Here is a 19738-nt window from a genome sequence, read left to right on the forward strand (position 1 = left end):
ACAAAATAAAATGAACAATCCAATTTTTATTTCAATAGAAGGAAGTACACAAGGTCTAATGACTGAAGGTGCTTTTACACCAGAATCGGTAGGTAATTCCTATCAAGAAGGTCACGAGAATGAAGCTCTTGTAAAAGAGTTTAAACATACGATTAAAGTTCCTAGAGATCCACAGTCTGGTCAACCATCAGGTCAAAGGATTCATGAACCTCTTATAGTTTCAAAACTTTTCGATAAATCTTCACCTCTTTTATACAATGCATTAACAAAGGGTGAAACACTTAAAAATGTTGAAATGAAGTGGTATAGAACTTCATATGAAGGTAAACCGGAACATTACTTTACAATGGTGTTAGAAGATGCTGTTATAGTAAACATATCTTCAGATATGGGTTTAGAAGATAATAAAACAACTTCTCAAATAGCCCCGATGGAAAAAGTTTCATTCGCATATAGAAAAATAACTTGGAGACATGAAATAGCTTCAACATCTGGTGAAGATGATTGGAGACTTGGTGTTAGTAAGATGGCATAAGTTTTTTGCAGGGTACTCCCTGCAAAATTTGTGAAATTAAATTTGAAAAATTAAACTAAATTTTTTAAATTTAATTTTATAGAAAAGGTATTGCAGTGTCCACTCTTCCAACAGTAAATAATTCTTCAAAAATCACTAAACAATTAACAAATAAGATAAATCAAAGGATAGTTACGGATATAGTGTTAAAAACACTCAGTAATGAGAGTTTTAGCGTATATAGACTAAGTGGAAGTAGTGAAGTCGGAGAAACGTATGAGTTTAATGTATCATTTGTTTCAAGTCATGCAATAGATATTGAAGATATAGTTGATACAGATGTAAAAATAAGTATAAAAGATGAAAACTCTTTACAGATTAAAGAGATATACGCTAAAGTTTATAAAGCAAGTGAAGACTCAGTGGTAGCTTCTAAATATATGTATAAACTACATGTTGTATCACCACTGTATTATTTAAAGTTTAACAAAAGATATGAGATATATCATGATAAAAAAGCAAGTGATATAATAACTGAGATATTTAATAGATACGGTTCAGTATTAAACATCCGTCTTGAGAACAAAATAGATAGTGAAAAAATTCCTCTTAGAGAATATACTACACAATACAATCAAAGTGATTTAGAATTTATAGAAATGCTTTGTAAAGAGGAAGGATATAGTTTAGTATATCATTACTCATCAGAAGATAAAGATTTTTTCACAAGTGCATTTGAGTTTACACTATGTGAACTAAATGAACATTGTAAAGTCATCAACCATTCAGCAGTAGCAGATTTTAATATATCTAAAAAGTTTGTACCTACTAATGTGCTTGAAGATTATTATGACTATGATAAACCATCACTGGATATGAAAACAGAGTTTGGAGCTACACTAGATACAGAATTTTTAAAAGATAATAGCTCTACTAAACAACTCCGTTCGCACTTACAAACACATACCTTGAGAGATAAACTAAATGTACAAGATGAGTCTTTATATAAAGACTTAAAAAGATACTCCCAAATAGATGCATATGCTAATATGGCACAGTCTAGAGTCATAGAAGCGAACACGCAAGAACTATTTATACATGATAGTATGGCTATAGAGTTACATGATGAAAAAGCAGGAAAAAATTTTGAAGTAATAATAACTAAGTGTGAATATAAAATAGTATCCCCAAATGCATTGGAAGAGTACATTGAAGCAGAAGAATTTAGTGATGAGTTAGAGTATGAAGTACACTTTGAAGCTATACCAAAGGATGTAATATATAAACCTCTCCAAACAACACATAAACCAAAAATAAACTCAATCCAAACAGCGATAGTATCTAAGGGTACACAACAAAGTGATGAATCTGCAAATGAAATAGATGTAGATGAAAAAGGTCGTATTAGAGTGTTGTTTCACTTTGAACAAAACAAAGAAACTTCGTGTTATATAAGGGTTGCAAGTTTTTACAATGGTGATGGATACGGAGCACAGTTTTTACCTCGTGTAAATAGTGAAGTTTTAGTTAGTTTTATAAATGGTGATATAGACAAACCTGTTGTAGTAGGATCTTTATATAATGGGGAAAATAAACTCCCATATAATCTTCCTAAAGATAAAACAAAGTCATATATACGTACACATTCAATACCAGCATATGAAGAAGAATTTGGCTATAACGAAATTAGCTTTGAAGATAAAAGAGGGGAAGAAAAACTCTATCAAAGAGCCCAAAAAGATTATGAACTTGAGATAAAAAATAATTACAAAGCTGTAATAGATCATGATATGCATAGCATAGTCGGAAACGATGAAACACAAAGTATAAACAACAACTATAAGCAAACTGTAGGTAATGATTCTACTCGTCAAATTCAAGCTAATGATATTAAAGTAGTTGAAAAAGAAGAAGTTCATACTATAAATGAAGATAAAGAGTTGTTTGTGTTAAAAGATTACAACACAGTGGTTGAGCAATCTAAAAAAACAATAGTAGAAAAAGATATGATACATCGTGTTAAAGGGATACTGCATCAGTATGTTCATAAAGATGTAAAACATAAACTATTAAGTAATCTATTTATACAAGTAGGTAAAGATTATAGACTAGATGTAACACAGTCTTATCATGTAAAATCAAAAAGTGAAAAACACACTACAGGAACTTTTGAGATTTTAGCCCAAGATGGAATAAGTTTAAAATGCGGCGGGAGTGTACTAACGGTTGATGGAAGCGGGATACACCTAAAAGCTCCAAATGTAGATACGGCATCAGGCAATGGCGGAGTTGAAGCAACAGCAGTTGAAAAAGTTGAAATAGAAAAACCGGTATATAATAAAGTAAGAGTTACAAGCCTTAGTGTAGATGTTGAAAAACAAGTTGACATTACAGATATACTTACTTTTACGGCAGAAGTAGAAGTATATGAAGATGATGCATGGGTAGCAAAAACAGAACTCACAGATACTCAAAAATCACAAGTAGTTTGGGCATTTGTAAAAAATAATGATGAAAATGACAAAGATATACTCACAGACAATCCGGTGAACGACAACATAACAGAAGATGGTTTAACCATGACTGTAAATGTAGATGAAGAAAATATATATAAATACGCACACGTTCATTGTTATGTAGCCGATAGTGAGAATGAAGGTTATGCTATGAGTGAACTTAAACGTTATCTTGAGGTGGAAAATATCTTGCCTAATGGAGGCTTAGATGAAAACTCAAAAGTGGATTGTCAAGCTATACTGAATGTAGAAGACCCAAGAGCTGATGAACTAGAACAAATAAGATGGTCAATCAACGATAAAGATAAAGCAGAGTTTAATGGTAAAGAAACGATAACACACGATATGAACAATGAATCTACACGCTCGGTTATGTTTAATGCTTATATAGATGGTTCAAAAGAACTAATGGCATCATGTGAATTGCAAAATACAAAAAAAGTACAAGAAAGTTCAAACACAACATCCAATGAAAAATCTTCTTCAAAAAACAGAGATATAGAACATGATGAAATATAAATTATCTATATTACTCCTCTTAGTAAGTATTTTAAACGCAGAGATAAAAGAGTGCTTTTTAGTTGAAAATAAGACGGAGTTTATAGGATGTTTAGAGAGTGAAGTAAAAAAGAGTGATAGTGTAAAAGATACAAACTTTTTAGCATCTATATATGTAAACGATAAAGAGTATGAAAAAGCTATAAAACTTTATGAGAAGTCTGTAGAAAAAGGTGATGTAAAAGCTATGTACTACTTAGGTGGTATATATAACGAAGCTTTAAAAGATTATGACAAAGCACTTTACTGGTTTGAGAGAAGTTATGAGTATAACTACAAAGACTCTTCTGCATTTGTAGCTGAGATTTTAAGTAAAAAGTTTAATAATAATCAAGAAGCAGTCAAAAACTATCTTCAAAAAAGAATAGATGCAAACGACTCAAAAGCTTATGAATTTTTGGGAGCATATGAATACAATTTAAAAAATTATAAAAAAGCGATAGATTATTATAAAAAAGCAGTAAAAGCTTATAATAGTCCACAAGCGATGTATGCTATAGGAAGTATATATTATCAACACCTCAAAGATACAAATAAGGGTATGAAGTGGTTAAAAAAAGCATCTAAACTTCAACATCCAGATGGAGTATATAGTGTTGGTTTTATATATAAAGATAAAAAAGAATATAAAAAAGCTATAGAGTGGTTTAATAAAGCACTAGATTTAGGAGTAAAAGGTTCCCATTATGCAATATCAGAGTGTTATCGTAAAATGGGAGAGTTTGATAAAGCAAAAGAGCAATACCTAAAGATGGTAAAAGAGGGAAATATAAAAGGATATAGAGAAATAGGTGTCATGTATAGTCTTTATCCTGAAATTAAAGATGAAATAAAAGAGATGAAATGGTATGAAAGAGGGATAGAGGCAAGAGATGGTTCAGCAGCAGCAGCAGCAGCAGTAGGCTTTAGGGATAAAAAAGATTATGAAAATTTTTTAAAGTATAACAAAATAGCGTATAGTTTGGGATATGCTGGTGGTGCAAATGAGATAGCATATTATTATCTAAGAACCGTAAAAGATGAAAAAAAAGCAATTGAGTGGGGTAAGAGAGCAAACAGACTAGGCGATCCAATGTTTTTAAAATTTCTAAAAAATATAGGGGTATATGATGAGTAAACCTTTTAGTATAGGCACAGTAGTATATAACGGCAGTGAGTTTATGTCTGTTGCAAAGGTACTTAGCAATGAAGAAGTTTCTAGTACATCACACGATATGTGTGTACCTCGCGATGAGTACAACCACTGGGCTTACCTGATAGTCGGGTATGAAGAGAGTAAAAGTTTAAGAACAGGTGTAAAAGAAGATAAAAAGATTTTAGAAAACATAAAAAATAAATACATCCAAATACTAAAAAGTGCCATAGAGTCAACCGAGGGTAAGATACAGAGTAATGGATATGAGATAGATAACAAACTCGTGTATCATCAAATAAGCGGAGTAAAATCCACTAAAAACCTAAAACATTTTTTACAATCTGAAAAGTTTACTTGTCAGGCAAAAAAACTAAAAGATAGTGAAAACTCTATACTCCAAAGTAGGATGTACTTAAAACTTACCAACCAAGAAGCAAATCAGCTTTTACAAAAAGAGTACGATACACTAAACCCGGACCAGAAGAAAAAAGTACACGCTTATGCATTTGTAGCCATGCCCTACACATACAGTAATGATAAGCTTAAGTTAAATAGTGAAGCTGTTTTTGTAGCTTTTATGCCAAGGGTGCAGTTTGAAGCAGGTGTGTTTTTTGATGGGACACTTAACAATATGTACAACACAAACTTAAGGGTTGACTTTGAAAAATATACACAAGCACAAGTCGATGTTTTAGGTGGATTTTCTTCTCAAGAAAAAATATCAACAAATGGTCCAAAAAGATTTTTAGAAGGTGCTCCAAAAGAAGAAGTTTTAGAAAAAATCCAAACAGATTTAAAAAAGAGTATAAACTTTTATAAAAATGGTATTGGAGATAGTAAGCTGAAAGATTATGTCGAAAAAAGTGCGAAGGGAGCATCTGAGGAGCTTTATGCGTACTTTGAAGATGTACTATCAAGAAAAGCTTCCAGCGTGGAGGAATTTGTAAAAGAGGAACTGTTGCCGGATAAAGGAAGCTACCAAAACGACCAAAGCAATATAGCCATACTTCACAGTCTTTACGACACGAACATAAAAGACTCTAAAAGCAAAGGGGAGTTTTTTAGAAAAAGTATCTATATTACCGGAGCCGGGAGTTATAACCCTTACCTTAAAAAAGAACATGAGAGCGATGCACTTTTAGGAAAAGCTTTGGGTATGGGAGAGACAGGAGTACTAGCAAAAGTAAACCAAGCCTGCAAGTTTATAAAAGAGAGTATTGAACAGAAAAACCTAAGTTACATAGATACCTTGGTATTTGATGTTTTTGGTTTTAGCAGGGGTGCGGCGGAAGCTAGACACTTTGTAAACTCTATAGCAGATGAGTTGGATCTAAAACTTAAAAATGATAATAAAGAGTTTGTTCTTTATAAAAAAGACGGCTCAAACCTTTACCCTTATCTAATAAAAGAGATAGAGGGTAAAAAAGATGAAGTGATTATAGATAAGATAGTATTTCGTTTTGTAGGTATATTTGATACGGTTTCACACTATGGACTTTATCAAGAAGACGACAAAGAAGATGAGTTAAATCTTGTATTTGACGATACAAAAATATCAAACGTGTTGCACTTAGTCGCAAAAGATGAATATAGAGAAAACTTTGCCCTTACCAAACTTCAAACAAATGTAAGACATTTTGAAGAAAAATCTTTTCATGGTGCACATTCGGATATAGGCGGTGGATATATAGATGGAAAAGATGAAAAAATACAACTTTATAAAAGTTACAATATAAGAGAAAATTCCTTAGTAAAAACAAAAAAAAGTTTAGAGTCAAAACTTAAAAAGTGGAATAAAAAATATAGATGGTTACAAAACGATCTAATCAGCTATAAGTATGATGTAAAAGATGGATTTTATATACAAATAACAAAACGTATTCGAGGAAGTCATAGAAATGTAAGTTACACTTTATCTGCTTGGATGATAAGAAGCAGTGTAAGTTCCGAGTACTCAAAAATTCCTCTTGAGTATATGCATAAAAAACTAAAAGAGTTAAAAATACCGTTTACGTCACTTGGCACTCATAAAGTTACAGACTCTATCCTAAAACAAAACCAACAAAAAATAGTAAATTTAGATGAAAATACTATTAAGTCAATAAGGGCAAAGTATTTTCACCATTCAAGTGATTTAAGTGGGGTAGGAATGGATGGTGCAGATGCTATAGATGATAGTGAATTTTATGGAAAAAGGGTTGTATATTAGACATGTATGAATTAAAAGAGATTATATACTATCTAAGAAAATTTGACTTAGACGAAAAAAGTATAAAAAAGTGTTATGAGATGATACCAGACCCTGCCGGAAAAGTAGAATCACAAGATAAACTGTTTATAGAGTGTCAAACACAATACCATATAAACACTATAGGCTCTTTTATTGAAAATATAACCAGAGGTATAGAAAAAGGGTATATTACAGAAGCTATAAAAAAAACTGCAAGAGAGTTTAGCTATGTCAGAGAGATACCTCGTATAGCATTTTATGTGGTAGTTCTTAGCAAGGTTGTAAAATAGAGACTAGACTTTGATATAATAAGCCCAAATAAATTTTATGGGTTTTAATATGAGTATAAACGGTCGAATACTTTTTTACAATTCTCAAACAGGGGAAGGAAAACTAATCCTAGATACAAAAGAAAAAATTGATTTTTCTGTTGATGTATGGGATGATTTTGAAGTAGGACCCCAGAGTAACATCTTAGTAGAGTGTGATATTGAAGACGGCATACTAAAAAGTATAAAAGCTTCACCATTAGATGAGCCGATGCAAAAAAGCAATTTTCAAAAACAAGAAACTCAAAAGATGTTTTTTGATGAAGATGGTGGAGCTAGATACAGTGTTAGTGAAACATTGAAAAATTACTTTAGTCATATTGAAGATGTTATAGGTGAACCGCCTGAGATAATCAACACAAAAGCTCAACTTGACTATTTTTTATCTAAACGTTTTTTACTTACGGCATATAACAATTTAAGAGGGCTTGATCCTTCTTTATACGAACGTAAAAATATCAAAGAAAAAATAAATACCATAGAAGAGTTACATAAAGCATATAACAGTATCACGGAAAAAATAGATATACCGCATCTAGCTTTTGAGATGATTTTTTTACGTGTACAACCTGAATATATAGAATATCAGAAAAAAAAGGAAAAGTATCTTAACAACATTCCAATCTTGACAAAACTCATTAACTCTCTTGAACCGGAACTAAAAAAGGGAGAGGGAAATTTAAAAGTAATAAAAAACCCTAAAATTAGCACAGAACTAAAAAACAAATTAAAAAAGATACGCGGAAGATATGTCGATGCTATTCATGAGAGAGCTTGCATAACAGAAGAACTTTCTGAGATGCCTGATATAAAAGCTATATATACGGACAGATATTTTCATGATTTTGAAAGAGAACTCTCCATACTTCAAGTAAAGTATAAAGATATGATTTCAAGGATTTTAAACTATAAAGCTTATGATTTAGACGTATCGATCTGGCAAAATGCAAGTAAGTCAAAAATGATACAGGAGTACTTTAAAGATGCAGGCATCAAAGGCGGGTACTCTACTAAAACATTTTTACGCTACTACTTGGAGACGCTTGATAAAGACAAGGTAAAAGAAGAACAGGAAGAACTTTTTAAACTGCTTGATTATTTAGAAAAAATAACCAAATAAAATCTATTTAAAATAGTTCTTCTATTTTTTTGTCGGGTACTGCTAAAAGTCTTCTTTCCAAACGGTTTAACTCTTCAATAAGTTTTTTAGAAATTACTTCTAATTCTTCAAAATATTTTTCTGCCATTTTAACATCTTGAGCAGAGACTTCTCTTTTATCTCCAAAGATTTTACTGAGAAATCCTTTTTTTTGTTTAGTATAATAGATGTTATATATATTAAAATAAACATCGTGGAGTTGAAAATGCAGTTGCTCTATTTCACTCATACATTCCGCAGGATTGTTAGGAAGTCCGTTAAGTTTTTGACCTTCTTTGTAAAACCATTTGCCAAAGTTACAGTCCATAGAATTTACAGGTATTGCTTTTTCTTCAATATTCATTCCGCGTATTAAAAATTTTGCATGTTGTGTCCACTCTAAATGGGAAGCTTTGGCTGCACGTAAGTGTTCCAAAGTTTGCTGTTTATCCATATTAAATCCTATTATTTTAGTGATATAATATCAAATAATAGCAAAAATTAAAATATATTTTAATCGCTTTTTTCTTTTGTTTTAAACATATTATCAAATATGCTGTGATAATACCTTGTCATGTTTTTTGTATCTTCGCCTGCAAAAGGAAGAGGTCCTGCCATTTGGTTTACTTCAAAGAAAACAATTTCACCCGTAGTAGTTTGAGCAAACTCCAAACATCCGGTGTCAAAAGTCATAAGTTCTAACATCTCATATGTGAGTTCACTACCGAATTTAAAGACATCGGAATCTGTTTTAACTTCATGCCATTTTACGGAGATATTTTTATATATTGTGATATCGTCTTTGTCAAATACATCTATATCTTCGTGATTTACTCTTTGTTTGATGGAATATACTGTTTTTTTATCTCCGTGCTTTGTAAAATAACAACGATATTCACGTTCAATATCATATGCTTTAGATATAAGGACTTCTCTGTCTTTGGATTTATGAGAGTTTAGTATTTTAGATATGCTTTGCATCTGGTTATCACGCGAAAGATCTTTAAAAATAACACCTTTACCTTCTTGAACACAGTCTTTTTTGAGAACTATTTTATCGCCCAAGTTTTCTCTTACGTATTTCATAAAGGTTTTATGGTCACGCTGGGTTATATTAAAAGGTATTATCACATCTCCAAGGTATTTTTCCCTTTTAGAATAAAGCTCACGTTTTGCATAAAACTTATTCATGCATCCGGTATTTTGCATAGTTTGCATATTTGGTTTTACCAAGGCTCCGCCTTTTGCTTCAAGGATTATTTTTAGTATTCTGAAAAAGGGATGTGCAAGTGCTTCACGAAGCGATACAAAGTACAAATTTTCTATGTTTTCTTCGACAACTTCATCCCCTTTTATTCTAAAGAGCTTTTCATTATGTATAAAGAGAGGATTGTTATACCAAAGGCGTGCCTTTATTTTGTTTTGTTTTAAGTAATCAAGTAAAAGATAAGTCTCTATTATAGAAGCTTCTAAAACCATTGTTTGCGGGTTATAGTTGTTAAGTCCGGTTGATGGGTAATGTTTCCATATCTCATCAGGAGATGCATTCTGCAGCTTGGAAAATTTACTAAACTTATCGTAAGTTTCTCTTGGCATAATGTCAAGTGAAATTATTGCTTCTTTAATTTTCATAATATTTACTGTCCCTCTATTTTAAAAAGAGGTATTATACTATTTTTTATATGCCTGAATATAATTGTACTCGGGTACAATATACTTTTCCCCTACATTCAAAATATAATTACATAATAAAATAAAACTTTTAGGAGTTCATCATGTCAGCTGTAATAGGAAAAATAACGAATATAGACGGCGGTAAGTTTTACATTAAGTCCGAAGACGGTTCTTTACGTGAGGTAACTGAAGGGTATGAGATACATGAAGGTGAATCTCTTGTAGGTGCTGATTCTAACAGCGGCATCGATAGTGTAATCATCTCTTTAGAAGACGGTAGTGATGTTGTTGTACTTGGAAATCAAGAACAACTTTTTGATACTATGTTAACACAGCCTGCTTTTTCAGAACCTGAAGTAGCTACAAATAACGGAGCTATCGAGAACTTGATGGAAGAATACGGTGAGGATATAGATGTAGAAGACATAGAAACGGCAGCTGGTGAAGAAGCTGTTGAATCTTCTGAAGGCGGAGAAGCTGACTTTGCCGACTTTAACGGAGCTTCTACAGATATTAAAGCTGATTTACGTGACGTGAGATTCAATGCTAACCAAGAGAGAGTTTCAGAAGAAGAAAAAGAAAAGAATGATGAAGAACCTATAGTTGACTTTTCAGATGTTGCAGCTGAAGATACTACTCCTGAAGATACGACTCCGGATATTCCAGAGGATACGGTTGCAGAAGATACGATACCTCCGACTCCTGAGGACACTTTAGCAGAAGATACGAGATACCAAGTAGAAGAGGACACAACCGACGGTGTAGTTAATACTCCTGCTTCGGGTGAAGATACTACAGATGAGACTACTACTGATGCAACTGCTGAGAGTACCGTTGATGAGACTACTACGGATGCAATTCCTGAAAATACAACTGCTGAATCAACTGTAGATGCCGTAGATGAAGATACTGGTGATGTAGTAAATACGGAAGCTCAAGCTGAACAAACCGTAGATGAAGATACTATAGATGCGGTAGCGGAAGATACAACGCCTGAAGATACTACGGATGCGGTAGCGGAAGATACAACGGATGAAGCTACGACAGATGAAGTTCCTGAGAACACTATAGATGAAGCAACAATAGATGCTATACCTGAAGATACAACAGAAAATGTAGTACATACGGCTGCACAACCTGAAGATACAACGGATGAACAAACTACGGATGCAGTGGATGAAGTTACAACGGACGCTATAGTAAATGTAGCTGCAAGTGATGAAGTTACTACAGATGAAATAATACATGTAGCTGCAAGTGATGAAGTTACAACGGATGAGAGTACGGTAGATGCAGTAGCAGAAGATACAAGTGATGTAATAAATACGGAAGCACAAGCTGAACAGACCGTAGATGAAGACACTGTAGATGCGGTAGCGGAAGATACTACTGATGAAGCTACTACCGATGCGGTAAATGAACAAACAACGGATGAAGCTACGGTAGATGAAGTTCCTGAAAGTACTGTAGATGAAAATACTATAGATGCAGTAGCAGAAGATACAACGGATGAAGCTACGGTAGATGAAGTTCCTGAAAGTACTGTTGATGAAGATACGACAGATGCTATCCCGGAAAGTACGGTTGATGAGAATGTTATAACAGAAGCTAGACCTGAGGCAACAGTTCTTTCATATGAAATAATAAGCCAAAGACCTGAAGATACGGAACCTGAGAGTACAATAGATGCAGTAGCGGAAGAGACTACGGATGAAGATACTGTAGATGCAGTACCTGAATCTACAACTGATGAAGTTGTTAATACTCCGGCAAGTGATGAAGCAACTACTGATGAAGATACTACGGATGCTACACCGGAAAATACTGTTGATGAAGCAACTGTAGATGCCGTACCTGAAAGTACGGTAGATGAAGCTACTACGGATGCACAACCTGAGCAAACTGTAGATGAAGATACGTCTATACCTGAAGATACAGTAGATGAGCAGACGGTAGAAGCTACGGATGAGCAAACTCAAGATGTGCCTGAGTCAACTGAAGTAAGAACTGAAACTCTTGTTGAAGCTAGTGATATTATCTATCTTCCTAACGATGATGGATCAACAGGTCAAGATACAAATCTTGTAATCACATTAGATGTGTCAGGATCTATGTCAGGTCCACAATGGGGTGGTGTAGTTGAATTAGAAGATGGAACTACAACTACAAGATTTGAAATTGCTAAAGAATCGTTAATAACTACTATTAAATCTTACCAAGATAGTGGAGACGTTGACGTAAATTTAACTCTGTTTGGTAAAAATGCAGAAAATATCGGTTGGATGAACGGTGATGATGCTATAGATTATATAAATTCATTAACAATGAGTGCTGATGGGTATCACATTTACCAAGATGGTTCAGAGTTAAGCATAAGTACCTTAAATACAGACTACTATGACGGTATTACGGCAACTGATGACATAGACTTTAGCGGGCACGATGCAGATAAAACCGTAGGTTTCTTTATATCTGACGGAAAACCGAACGATAACAGTTGGAGAGTTGATTCAAATTATGATAGTGCAATTCAAGACTGGAAATCATTTGTAGAAAATAATATCGATGAATTAAACGTAATCGGTGTCGGTGAAGGTGCAGATGCAGATTACTTAAATATCATTCAAACAGAATCGGGTGAAACGGCTATAATGATTACGGATGATACTAAACTAGGGGATGCTTTAGAAGAGATAGTTGTAGATACTACTCCTGTAGTCGATGAAGCTGCAATGATTGAAGCGGGATATGTACTAAATGCAGATGGAAAATGGGTAAGCGTTACTACTGAGATCGTAAACAATACTACAGAAGATACTACAGATGCAACGCCTGAACAAACCATAGATGAACAAACTCAAGATGCTCAAGTAGAAGATACTACGGATGAGCAAACAACCGATGCGGTAGCAGAAAATACTACTGATGCAGTAGATGAAAGTACAACTGATGAGAGTACGATTGATGAAGATACTTATGATAACAGCGGAGCAGATACATCTAACTTAAATCATAAAGGTGATTCTACAGGTATTATCTCACTAGGACATGACGTGGATGACTTGGATATTGAGATTAAATCTTATAAACCAAGTAAAGATGAGGGTGAAGTTATCCTTTATAAAGACGGTGTAGAAGTCGGAAGAATCAGCATAGATGATGTATATAACTCTAATGATAATGCAGATACGACAATAACAATAAATGACGGAACAGTATTTGATTCTTATGAAGTAATTCACACTGGAAATGCTTATGGTTGGGGACACCATAGTCAAGAGTTTAAAGTCGGAGGTGCCGTAGAAAATAACGGTTCTGAAAATACAACGCCTGAGGACACTACGGATGCAGTAGATGAAGCTACGGTAGATGCTATCCCTGAGAGTACGGTAGATGAAGATACATCTTATGAATCTGCTGAAAATACGACAGATGAGCAAACTACGGATGCGATAGATGAACAAACGGTAGATGAGGATACTACGGATGCCGTGGCTGAATCAACTGTAGATGAATCAACCGTAGATGCGATAGAAGAAGATACGATAGATGAACAAACAACAGAAGCGGTAAGCGAACAAACTACACCTGAAGACACTATAGATGCAGTAGCAGAAGATACTACCGATGAAGTTGTAAATACGCCTGCTTCAGAAGAACAAACCGTAGATGAAGATACTACGGATGCAGTAACTATTGAAGATACCGTAGATGAGCAAACTACAAACGGCGGTGAAGAACAAACTACACCTGAGGATACTACTACAAGCGGTACAGGCGGTAGTATAGATTATGTTAATGAGGATGCAGGACACAGTAATGTAGTCGGTATCTACATTATAGATGAAAACGGTAACCCTGTTAACGCTCAGGTACTTATCGATAATCAAAATTTACTTGAAGACGGTACACAATTAGCTGATATGCTAAGTGATGGTCAGGAGTATGGATTCTTTATTATAGATAACGGTGCCGGTTTCGTTGATGCTAACAGCGTAATTACGTTTGATAACTCTGGAGATAAACCTGTATTGCTGGTTAACGGTGAAGCTATTTCAAGTCCTACATTTTATTCTCAAACTGAGCATAACAGTGATGGAGTAGATCACTTTATATTTGAATCAGATGGTGAAGGCGGAACTATTATAAGTATAGAAGATTTACCAAATAACGGAGACAAAGATTTTAATGATGTTGTTCTGCATACTGACTTAGATATACAAAACGGTGTATTTGAAAATAATGTAAATGAAGATACCGTAGATGAACAAACTACTTATACCGGCATACCTGAGGAAACTACAGATGAGCAAACTTCAGATGCAGTGGATGAGCAAACTACGGATGAAGATACTACGGATGCGGTAGATGAAGACACTGTAGCAGAAGATACAACGGATGCCGTAGCTGAACAAACAGTAGATGAAGCTACTACGGATGCAATACCTGAAGTCACAACAGATGAAACAACTGTGGATGCAGTGCCTGAGAGTACAGTAGATGAGGATACGGTAGATGCGATACCTGAAGATACGGTAGATGAAGACACTATAGATGCAGTGGAAGAAGATACGACTGACGATGTAGTACATACGCCTGCTTCGGATGAAGTTACAACAGATGAGAGTACGGTAGATGCCGTAGATGAGCAAACTACGGATGAAGATACTACGGATGCGGTAGATGAAGACACTACGGCAGAAGATACGGTAGATGAGATACCGGAAGATACAACAGATGAATCAACCGTAGATGCAGTTGCAGAAGATACAAGTGATGTTGTAAACACTGAGGCTGAGGCTGAAGAAACTACGGATGAACAGACTACAGATGCTGTAGCTGAATCTACGGTGGATGAACAAACTAGAGACTATGTTCCTGAGCAAACAACGGATGCAGTAGTAAATATTGCAGCTACGGCTGAAGATACCGTTGATGAAGATACTATAGATGCAGTAGAAGAAGATACGACTGACGATGTAGTACATACGCCTGCTTCGGATGAAGTCACAACCGATGAAAATACGATAGACGCGGTAGATGAAGATACGACGGCTGAAGATACCGTAGATGAGATACCTGAAGATACTGTTGATGAGCAAACAATAGATGCAGTTGATGAAGATACGACTGATGAAGATACAGGTGATAATATAGTTGTAGATACACTTGTCGGAGATTCTGTTACAGAGATAGATTTAAGTGCGATATCTCAAATGAGCGAAAATGGAGTAAATACACTAGACCTTGGTCAAGGTGCTCAAAACGTCGAGATAACTCTAGAAGATGTTCTGGAGATAACTGATGATAGCAATACAATGCGTATTGACGGTGATGAAACCGATAGTGTTGATTTAAATACTACGGGTGAAGATGCCGAGTGGGCTTTAGGTGAGTTTAAAACTGATTCTGAGACAGGTGAAACCTACCAAGAATATGTATCTATAGAAGGTGATACTAGCGTAACATTAGAGATTAATACTCAGATACAAGTAGAAGAGTCTTAAGACTCTTTTACGTTTTAACTACTTTAATAATAAAACCAAAGAAATTCTGTCATTAACATGAAGTTTAGAAAATATTGAACTTATATGTGCTTTTACCGTTCTTGTTGTAATACCAAGTTCATTTGCAATAGCGTCGTTCGTTAAACCTTCAAGTACCAACAATACTACATCTCTTTCTTTTAATGTTAATCTTGATTCTATCAACTCGGCAGCATCCGAATTAATTGAGGTTTTTTTTGTAGATTTTACAAGTGCGGCAGTAAGTTCAGGATAAGTCCAAGTTTTATTTTCTTTTACGGTATCTACAAGTTGGTTAAAGTGTTTTAGAAGCATTTTGGAGTTTCCATATGCTTTTACTCCGTTTTTTATAAGTATTTTTCCCGTAGCAATTGCGGGCGAGCGTTCTAAAACTACGCTGTAGTAAGGAAGGGTTTTAGAAGATATTAGAGTATTTAAGTCATGTGCAATACTATCGTAATCACATACTAAAATAAACTTTTCAATATTTTTGATTTCATTGTTAAGAGATTCTATATCATAACATGACTTGAAGTCTTGTGTATTGTATTTATTTCTCCATTCATTGATAGTATTTTCATCTGAACTAAAAAAAATAATCTGCATCTATCTACCTCTCTGAGAATACATACTGTTTAGATTTTAAAATAGGTTTTAAAATATACTGCATGATTGTTTTTTTACCGGTTACAATATCAACGCTAACCGTCATACCCGGAATGATTTTTAAAGGATGCTCTTTTGTGCCTAAATAATTCTTTTCCGTTTCTATATTGATAAGATAAAAAGTATTTTCTTCTTTATCGGTTATGGTATCGGGAGAGATATTGACTATTTTTCCTACAAGACCGCCGTGTATTGCAAAATCATAAGCAGATACTTTTACTTTTGCTTTTGCTCCGGGATGTAAAAATGCTATATCGCTAGGTTTTATTTTTACCTCTAAATACAGCTTTTCATTTGTAGGGACTATCTCAACCAAATCCGCACCGGGCTTTATAACACCGCCAATCGTGTTTACGTATAATTTTTGTACTATTCCATCTACAGGCGAGGTAACGACTGTTCTTTTTACTTCATCGCTATACGCGACCTGTTGTGTTTGAAGCCTTAGAATTTCAGCTGTTACTTCATTTAATTCTTTTTTTGCGGTATTAATGAAGAGTTGTTTATTTTCAATTCTTTTTTGTCTAAACTCTTTTATGGTTGATTCAATACGCGGAAGTGAAAGCTTGGCAGCTTCAATATCATTCTCTATACCGTTTGCTTCACGTTTTAGTTTTAAAAAATCAACCTTACTCTTTACACCTTCACGAACCATAGGTGCGGTCATAGCTATCTCTTGCGATACGTACTCAAGTGATACGTTTAAAGATTTTAACTTTGCTTTTGCCTCTTTATATTCTTGTTTTTTTTGTTCTATCTGTTGTACTATAACATTGTCTTTTGCTTCAAATTCTATTTTATTGGATTCATAAAGATTTTTAGCCAGTGCTATTTGTCTATTTAGTTCCGGATTATCCGTAAGTTCACTTTTAAACTCTTCTTGATTAGCTTCAGCTTCTAGTCTATACTTTTTGGCAAGTAGTTCTTCATACTTCATTTTATTTGTTTCAGATTTTGAAAGAGACTCGGCATTGTTGATTTTTAATATTTTATCGCCTTTTTTTATTGTTTGACCTTCGTGAACAAAAATAGACTCTACTATACCGCCTTCAAGATTTTGAATAATTTGATTTTGCCCATATGGTACTACATCGCCGTCTCCACGTGTAATCTCATCTATTTTGGCTAAAGAAGCCCAGATAATAAAAACTACTATAGTTATCAACCATATTTTTATAATAGCACTAACTCTGGTTGGTGTATGTTCTAAAATAGCAGAGCTAAGGCTCTGCATAAATTCATAATCTTTATCAGTATATTCTACAGGTTTATTGTTTTTGCTCAACTTTGTTGCCTCCACCTTGTAGTTTTAAAAGTGCTTCCTCTTTTGGAGCGTCTATAAAAACTTTACCTTCATTGAGTACGATTACTCTCTCGACTATTTTTAAAATCGTCATTTTTTGTGTAACTATAATCGATGTTTTATCTTTTAAATTTGTTTCTAAATTATCAAGCAGTTTAGATTCGGTTATTTGATCCATAGCATTTGTAGGCTCATCCATAAGCATAATAGGTGCATCAAGTAAGAAAGCACGTGCAATACCTATACTTTGTCTCTGTCCGCCTGAGAGTCCTTGACCGCGTTCGCCTACAGGCATCTCGTACCCTTTTGGATGTTTTTTTATAAACTCCGAAGTTCCGCTTACTTCTGCTGCTTTTATCATTGCAACATCGGATGCATGGGACGCACGAAAAGTTATGTTGTCTTTAACCGTGCCGCGAAATAGCATAATATCTTGAGATACATAACCGATATTTTTTCTTAAATCTGCAGGATCTATCTGTTTAATATCGATTCCGTCTATTAAAATTTGACCCGAGTCCGGTTCATACAGCCCTAATAACAACTTTTGAATTGTACTTTTTCCGCTTCCTATTCGACCTATAATAGCGATATTTTCACCCGGATTTATAATAAAAGAAACATTTTTAAGTGCAGGAATTTCAGTATTTGGATAAGTAAAAGTTACATCTACAAACTCTATATGCCCGCTGAATTTAGGACGTTCAACAAACTTTTTACCGCTAGGTCTCTCTGTTGGTTTGGATATTATGTCATTTAGAGTCTCATAAGAGGTTTTAGTATCTTCATAGTTAGTCATAAGAGCAGCTACTTGACCCATAGGTGCAAGTGTACGTGATGTTAGTATAACTATAGCAATTAGTCCACCCATGGAGAGTTCGAAGTCTTGAATAAGATATACGCCGTAAATAATTATCATAACTGTATTTAGCTGAATAAGTAGTTGAGTTACGGTTGGAATTGAAGCGGAGAGTAAACGTGATTTTAAACTCTTACCTGCTATCTCTCCTGTAGATTCTTCCCATTTATATTGAACTTGATTAATAGTTCCCAGTGTTTTTAAAGTCTCGATATTATTTAGAGTTTCGATTAAGATAGAGTTCTTTTTGGCATTGGCTTCGTGTGTACTCTCTATACTTTTTCTAAGAGGGTTTTTTATAAAAAAAGCGTAAGCCAATATTAAAAACATAGTAACCATAGGTATAAAAACTATACTTCCGCCTATGTATCCGATAACTGCCAAAAATATAACGGCAAACGGCAAGTCGATAATAGCTGCCATTGTAGCATTTGTCAAAAAGCTTCTGATTGAATCGAAATCTTTTAAGTTTGATGAAAAAGAACCAACGGATGCAGGATGGTGTGCCATTTTTAAATCCAACACTTTTTCAAAGATGATTGAGGACATAATTATGTCGCTTTTTTTAGCGGCAGTCTCCAGCAAAAAAGTCCGGGTAAATTTTAAAAACGTATCTATACCGTATATGATTGCAACACCTATTGCAAAAACCCATAAAGTCTCTATGGCATTATTTGGTACGACTCTGTCATATACGTTCATAGTAAAAAGCGGAGATGCAAGTACAAAAATATTTATAAGTAAAGATGCATATATAACGTCTTTATATATAGGCAATGATAGCTTTATAGTGCTCCAAAACCAATGTTTCTGGTTTAGATGAAGTGTCCTTGTATTATCGTCTGTATATTCATACGCTTTTTTTATCATAAAACCAAAGCCGATATACTCATCCTCAAGTACGTCTAAATCAACCCATTGCTCAACCGCTTCATCGGTCGGCATGATTATTTTTGCTTGTGTTCTGTCCTCGCTAAATCTTTCTAATATACAGGCACTTTGATTTGACAAGAGTATTATCATAGGAAGCTGAAGAGTCGATATATGAGATAGCGGTCGTCTTATTAGAGATGATTTTAATCCCGCTCTTTCGGCTGCACGTGAAAAAAGACCTTTTGCATTGTTTATTGAAAAAAGTTCGGGTGTTTCATGCCCCGGTTCCGTCGGTAGTCCGGCTGATAAAGCTTCAGCCGAAAACGGTTTATGATATAACTTTGTAAATAGTACTAAACAATCTAAAAGCGAATCCATTCTTAGATTGTCAGCTTCAGCTATTAACATATATTTCCCT

General features: G+C 34.3%; 12 protein-coding genes. 7 read left to right on the top strand and 5 right to left on the bottom strand.

The genetic code is table 11. The features are described 5' to 3' along the window. Positions 1–10: 10 nt before the first annotated feature. The 6 genes from FJR48_RS04095 (at position 11) to FJR48_RS04120 (ending at position 8402) form a co-directional block, all read left to right on the top strand. Positions 11–535, top strand: coding sequence for an Hcp family type VI secretion system effector (locus FJR48_RS04095; RefSeq protein ID WP_152306887.1), 525 nt, complete (start codon positions 11–13; stop codon positions 533–535). A 95-nt stretch (positions 536–630) separates the two neighbouring features. Continuing rightward, entirely contained in the window at positions 631–3549 is a 2919-nt protein-coding gene (locus FJR48_RS04100; RefSeq protein WP_188108624.1) for a type VI secretion system Vgr family protein, read from the top strand. Continuing rightward, positions 3539–4705 (top strand): tetratricopeptide repeat protein, encoded by a 1167-nt coding sequence (locus FJR48_RS04105; protein ID WP_188108625.1) that lies wholly within the window; start codon positions 3539–3541, stop codon positions 4703–4705. The genes FJR48_RS04100 and FJR48_RS04105 overlap by 11 nt, the downstream gene beginning before the upstream one ends. Next, the gene (locus FJR48_RS04110; protein WP_188108626.1) at positions 4698–6932 is read left to right on the top strand and encodes a T6SS phospholipase effector Tle1-like catalytic domain-containing protein; all 2235 of its coding nucleotides are present in this window, start codon (positions 4698–4700) and stop codon (positions 6930–6932) included. The genes FJR48_RS04105 and FJR48_RS04110 overlap by 8 nt, the downstream gene beginning before the upstream one ends. Positions 6933–6934: 2 nt before the next feature. Further along, positions 6935–7243, top strand: coding sequence for a hypothetical protein (locus FJR48_RS04115; RefSeq protein ID WP_152306891.1), 309 nt, complete (start codon positions 6935–6937; stop codon positions 7241–7243). Between the two features lie 49 nt (positions 7244–7292). Further along, positions 7293–8402 (top strand): hypothetical protein, encoded by a 1110-nt coding sequence (locus FJR48_RS04120; protein ID WP_152306892.1) that lies wholly within the window; start codon positions 7293–7295, stop codon positions 8400–8402. 7 nt (positions 8403–8409) lie between these two features. Here FJR48_RS04120 and FJR48_RS04125 read toward each other — a convergent pair whose 3' ends face one another. Then, positions 8410–8874 (bottom strand): CZB domain-containing protein, encoded by a 465-nt coding sequence (locus tag FJR48_RS04125; RefSeq protein WP_152306893.1) that lies wholly within the window; start codon positions 8872–8874, stop codon positions 8410–8412. Positions 8875–8933: 59 nt separating this feature from the next. Beyond that, positions 8934–10052 (bottom strand): hypothetical protein, encoded by a 1119-nt coding sequence (locus tag FJR48_RS04130; RefSeq protein WP_152306894.1) that lies wholly within the window; start codon positions 10050–10052, stop codon positions 8934–8936. Between the two features lie 143 nt (positions 10053–10195). Between FJR48_RS04130 and FJR48_RS04135 the strand changes: the two genes are divergently transcribed. Beyond that, on the top strand, positions 10196–15601 hold the full coding sequence (locus FJR48_RS04135; RefSeq protein WP_152306895.1) for a DUF4114 domain-containing protein: 5406 nt from the start codon (positions 10196–10198) through the stop codon (positions 15599–15601). An 18-nt stretch (positions 15602–15619) separates the two neighbouring features. On the opposite strand, the gene FJR48_RS04140 is transcribed toward FJR48_RS04135, so the two are convergent. Genes FJR48_RS04140 through FJR48_RS04150 form a run of 3 tightly spaced genes read right to left on the bottom strand, consistent with a single transcriptional unit; the run spans position 15620 to position 19728 of the window. Further along, complete coding sequence (locus FJR48_RS04140) at positions 15620–16225, bottom strand: response regulator transcription factor (RefSeq protein WP_152306896.1); 606 nt, start codon at positions 16223–16225, stop codon at positions 15620–15622. 4 nt (positions 16226–16229) lie between these two features. Further along, entirely contained in the window at positions 16230–17570 is a 1341-nt protein-coding gene (locus FJR48_RS04145; RefSeq protein WP_152306897.1) for an HlyD family type I secretion periplasmic adaptor subunit, read from the bottom strand. Then, a complete protein-coding gene (locus FJR48_RS04150) occupies positions 17554–19728 on the bottom strand; it encodes a type I secretion system permease/ATPase (RefSeq protein ID WP_152306898.1) in 2175 nt (724 codons plus the stop codon). Before FJR48_RS04150 ends, FJR48_RS04145 begins: the two co-directional genes overlap by 17 nt. Positions 19729–19738: the final 10 nt, after the last annotated feature.

It is taken from the genome of Sulfurimonas lithotrophica (assembly GCF_009258225.1).
Classification (GTDB): domain Bacteria; phylum Campylobacterota; class Campylobacteria; order Campylobacterales; family Sulfurimonadaceae; genus Sulfurimonas; species Sulfurimonas lithotrophica.